The organism is Nostoc sp., from assembly GCF_036919595.1.
Taxonomy (GTDB): Bacteria; Cyanobacteriota; Cyanobacteriia; order Cyanobacteriales; family Nostocaceae; genus Nostoc.
Window position 1 is genome coordinate 1 of sequence record NZ_JBALCO010000188.1, and the last position, 4,413, is coordinate 4,413.

4 protein-coding genes are annotated in these 4,413 nt (G+C 42.6%); 2 read left to right on the top strand and 2 right to left on the bottom strand.

Going from position 1 to position 4,413, the window contains the following annotated elements; all coding sequences use genetic code 11:
* Nucleotides 1-105: 105 nt before the first annotated feature.
* Nucleotides 106-1,089 (bottom strand): GntR family transcriptional regulator, encoded by a 984-nt coding sequence (locus tag V7K21_RS29125; protein ID WP_335179379.1) that lies wholly within the window; start codon nt 1,087-1,089, stop codon nt 106-108.
* Nucleotides 1,090-1,416: 327 nt separating this feature from the next.
* On the opposite strand from V7K21_RS29125, the gene V7K21_RS29130 reads away from it, so the two are divergent.
* Nucleotides 1,417-2,157: a dienelactone hydrolase family protein gene (locus tag V7K21_RS29130; RefSeq protein WP_335179381.1), complete on the top strand. Its 741-nt coding sequence runs from the start codon at nt 1,417-1,419 to the stop codon at nt 2,155-2,157.
* Between the two features lie 194 nt (nt 2,158-2,351).
* Complete coding sequence (locus V7K21_RS29135) at nt 2,352-3,254, top strand: S1 RNA-binding domain-containing protein (protein WP_335135670.1); 903 nt, start codon at nt 2,352-2,354, stop codon at nt 3,252-3,254.
* 287 nt (nt 3,255-3,541) lie between these two features.
* Here the strand turns inward: V7K21_RS29135 and V7K21_RS29140 are convergent, their stop codons facing one another.
* On the bottom strand, nt 3,542-4,366 hold the full coding sequence (locus V7K21_RS29140; protein WP_335179383.1) for a GUN4 domain-containing protein: 825 nt from the start codon (nt 4,364-4,366) through the stop codon (nt 3,542-3,544).
* Between the last annotated feature and the right edge of the window lie 47 nt (nt 4,367-4,413).

Here is a 4,413-nt window from a genome sequence, read left to right on the forward strand (position 1 = left end):
TTTTGATCTTTTTCTTCTGGATTCATGCTTGAACACTACCATCTTTCTTCCCTCATGGGAATATTCCTGACATTCCTACCTGGGCAGTTACGAATTATCTTGAAATTAACCTAAACCCAGTTCTCGTTTTAGCAAGTTAATCGAGTTTGTCCCGATATAATTTTCAACCTTAATCAGCTTTGGTGGACGAATAATATCTTCATCAAATGCTTGTACGGCTGCTTGCACTGCCGCAAAACTGGCTTGATCACTTATTATTACCTCAGCCCGCTTAACCATTGCCTGAAGTTTATAGGCATCTTTTGGTTGCGAAGTCATCACCAGTAGTTCATCACCACGTAGACCGTGCAGGATGACTTCTGCTGCTCGTGCAATCCCGGAACTGAGGCTAACTATACCTACACAGTTTTGTTTTGGTAGGGTTTTCAATAAGTTGAGTTCTTTGGTGTAGTCGTAGATATCCAAAGGAATCACCCGTGCAGCTTTAGGAGCAGCGATCGCCTCCACATTACTGATAAAATACCGACTTGTGACTACTGTCGCAGAGGTAGTTTTATCTAACGCAACTGTTAATTCTTCCATTGCTACCAACTGGACTGGTATTTTCAAAGCTCGCTCTAATTCATACACCATCAACTCACCAGCACCTATGTCATAAGATGGAACTGCAACCAGTACCCGCGCACTACAACGCAAGCGCCAGTCAACCTCCGCTAAAAATAGCTCTCTAGCTTGATTGAGTGAACATCCTTGAGAGAGCAGCTCGTCAAGTGCTTGCTGGACAACTTGATATGCATCAGGATGTTGTTTGAGAATTGGTGATTGCAGCCTGCTACCGCCCTCATGACCTTGGGCACGAACATAAATTCCGGAACCAGCCATACTTTCAACAAATCCGTCTTCCTCCAGTTGACGGTAAACTTTGCTGATAGTATTACGGTGTAACCCAGTTTGCATTGCCAGCGCCCGTGTACTTGGTAATTTGTAAGCAGGTGGATATTGCCGAGAAGCGATCGCAAACCGGATTTGATTAAACAGCTGGGTTGATGCGGGAATTTCGCTGTCTGACTGAATACGGAATTGAATCATCACCAAACCTCCTGAATACTAAGTGCTGTTAGCGAATAGCTATGGTTTAGCCCGTGCTGTTAGCGGATAGCTATGGTTTAGCCCATGCTGAGTGCTGAGTGTTGCTTTCCTACTCAGGACTCAGCCTTTTAACTCAGCACTCCTTTAGTGACTAGCTGCATTTGCTACATTTCAAATATTTTATTTACATATGAAGTTTTTCTAAGAGAAATTTCTAATGCGCTCATTATTGGTAATTGATAATTTAATTACAAAAAATCTCGTCATACTGGCATAGTTATATCAAATAAACACACGGCTAATCACATAGCACTGGTAAAAATTATTATGACAGAGCAAGCAATAACTACCACAACGGTTAATCTTTTGCAAGATAATATTCAAGTGTCTGCTTATGTGGCAGAGCCAAAAGAATCTGGATCTTACTCAGGAGTCGTGGTATTGCAGGAGATTTTTGGTGTCAACGTTCACATTCGGGATGTTACAGAACGGATTGCCAAACTTGGGTATGTAGCGATCGCACCTGCACTTTTCCAACGGACTGCTCCTGGCTTGGAAATCGGATACACACCCGAAGATATTGAAATGGGCAGAGGCTACGCCATGCAAACTCAAGCATCAGAGTTATTGAGCGATATTCAATCAGCAATTGACTACCTCAAAAGCTTGCCCCAAGTGAAAAAAGATGGCTTTGGCTGTATTGGCTTTTGCTTTGGGGGTCATGTCGCATATCTTGCAGCCACCTTACCAGATATTAAAGCTACAGCTTCCTTCTACGGTGCTGGAATTGCCACCCGCACACCAGGAGGTGGCGCTCCCACTATTACTCGCACAAAAGAAATTCCGGGTACTCTCTATGCCTTCTTTGGTAGAGAAGATACTAGCATCCCACCCGAACAAGTAGATGAGATTGAAGCAGAGTTAGAAAAATATAAAATTCCTTATCGTCTGTTTCGCTACGATGGAGCTGATCACGGATTTTTCTGTGACCTTCGTGCCAGTTATAATCCTAAAGCTGCTGCTGATGCTTGGGAGCAAGTGAAACAACTCTTTAGTCAACTGAACTGAAGTCTATACAGCCAAGTTCGTTTTTTGTCATTTGTCATTGGTCATTAGTAAGAACCAAAGACAAATAGAGAAGTCTAAGCGCTGGATAAAGGTAACGGCTTTGCCGACGCTAAGGACAAACTAGAACTTTGAGGACAAATGACAATCTAAACTCCAGTAGAACCATCTCAAATAACAATTAATCTTCAAAAGTCATGAATTCCGAATCGAAACTTTCTCAAACAGCCAATTCGTCGTTTACGATGGACGATTTTGCCAAAGCATTAGAAAAACACGACTACCAGTTTCAAAAAGGACAGGTTGTACATGGCAAAGTGTTCCAACTTGACCATGATGGAGCTTATGTCGATATTGGTGGCAAGTCGTCAGCTTTTCTGCCGCGCGATGAGGCTTCTTTGAGAGCAGTGACCGATTTATCGGAGGTGCTGCCATTGCAAGAGGAAATGCAGTTTTTGATTATCCGAGATCAGGATGCAGAAGGTCAAGTCACTCTTTCTCGAAAGCAGTTGGAAATTCAGCACATCTGGGAACGACTGGCCGAAATGCAGGAAAATGCCCAGACTGTGCAAGTACGGGTTATGGGTGTGAATAAGGGTGGTGTCACCGTCGATATTCTCTCCTTGCGGGGATTTATTCCGCGATCGCACCTGGCCGAGCGTGATAATTTAGAAGCGCTCAAAGGTCAAAATCTGACTGTGGGTTTTTTGGAAATTAATCGTAACACCAACAAACTTATCCTTTCCCAGCGATTAGCAACTCGTTCTAGCAACTTCAGCTTATTAGAACTAGGTCAACTGGTGGAAGGTAAAGTTACGGGCATCAAACCTTTTGGTGTGTTTGTCGATTTAAATGGTATGGGGGCTTTGCTTCATATCAAGCAGGTAAGCCAAAAATTCATCGAATCTCTAGACAAGGTATTTCAAGTTGGTCAGCCAATTAAAGCTGTAATTATTGACTTGGATGAGGGGAAAGGGCGCGTTGCTCTTTCTACCAGAGTTTTGGAAAACTTCCCTGGCGAAGTCTTAGAGAATATGGATGAGGTGATGGCTTCGGCTGAGGCGCGTGCTAATAGGGCTAATAACAAAGCTGCTGAATAGTTTTGAGATGGGGTGCTTGCACAAAGCGTTTAAATACCCATGTGAAACAATTTTTAATTGTTAATACTCTCCCTGCATCTACAAAGATGTGGGGAGATTTTAAATTGGGAAAACAAGAATTTCAGTCACCTTGAAGGTGTCAGAAAGTACTGAAGTGCAGGAGGTAGCAGAAAAGTTTATTCAAGCTAATTGTTATCAACCTACAGTGCCAGGTATCGAATCTCTGAAATGTTGATTAACTAGTTGAAAACAACCTTACTACAAATATTTATAAAAGTCTGAAGTGCTTATATATTAAACTTCATAAGTCTAAATGCGAGAAAAGATTCTCCCCACAAAGCATTAGATTCAGTTGTCAAAATCCACCAACCCTCACACCCGAAGGGTAAATGTCCCTTAGGCGCTAAAGTGTTAAAAACTACATCTTCCTCACCAAATATCCACTCACCTTTCACTCTCCATCCTACGCGATCGCCAAATTTTTCCCAGGCTTCTTCATAATATTCACCGTTAGCCTTTCCACCACATTCGAGATAAATTTTCTTCTGAACGCTAAAGCCAAAGTACCCATTACTATATTTTACCCACAGTTGGTCAATGGTGCGTAAGTCAGTACAGGGAAAATTATTGATAGATTCGGTATCAAACCAGCCTTCCTCTTCCCTGGTAGATGCCTTGAGCATGACAGCTAAAGTTTCCTCATCCGCTTCTTTCCACTTGCCTGCTGCTAGCAAATCTCGCAATTGCGTGTAGGTTACTCCCTTCTCAGAACTGAGGTCATCGGCTTGAATTACTGGCTGTAGCTTTGGTTTTCGCTCTGGCGGCTTTCCAGTAATACCCCAAATTAAGTTCTCCATAGCCTCAGCATCTGTCCGAAAGTCAACCCACGTATGACCCTTAAGAAAAATTGGAAGTTTAGGCTGCTGTGGTGTATTCTTAAGCAAAACGGGAATCACAGGACAGCCTCTCTCTACAAATTCGTTTAAAAAAGCTCTCATCTCTGTACTTTGCCAGGGGCCAAGTCCACTGCTACCTACAAAAACTGCTGCTGATTTAATATTTTCTAGTAACTGCCTAGCTAGTAGTAATAGAGGAAAGGAAAACAGAGACATTACCTTCTAAAGCATCAGTAATAACTTCGAGGAGATTAAGACCATGC

Coding starts and splice junctions, on each gene's coding strand:
- V7K21_RS29125 (WP_335179379.1), bottom strand. CDS start 1,089: ATGATTCAATTCCGTATTCAGTCAGACAGCGAAATTCCCGCATCAACC.
- V7K21_RS29130 (WP_335179381.1), top strand. CDS start 1,417: ATGACAGAGCAAGCAATAACTACCACAACGGTTAATCTTTTGCAAGAT.
- V7K21_RS29135 (WP_335135670.1), top strand. CDS start 2,352: ATGAATTCCGAATCGAAACTTTCTCAAACAGCCAATTCGTCGTTTACG.
- V7K21_RS29140 (WP_335179383.1), bottom strand. CDS start 4,366: ATGTCTCTGTTTTCCTTTCCTCTATTACTACTAGCTAGGCAGTTACTA.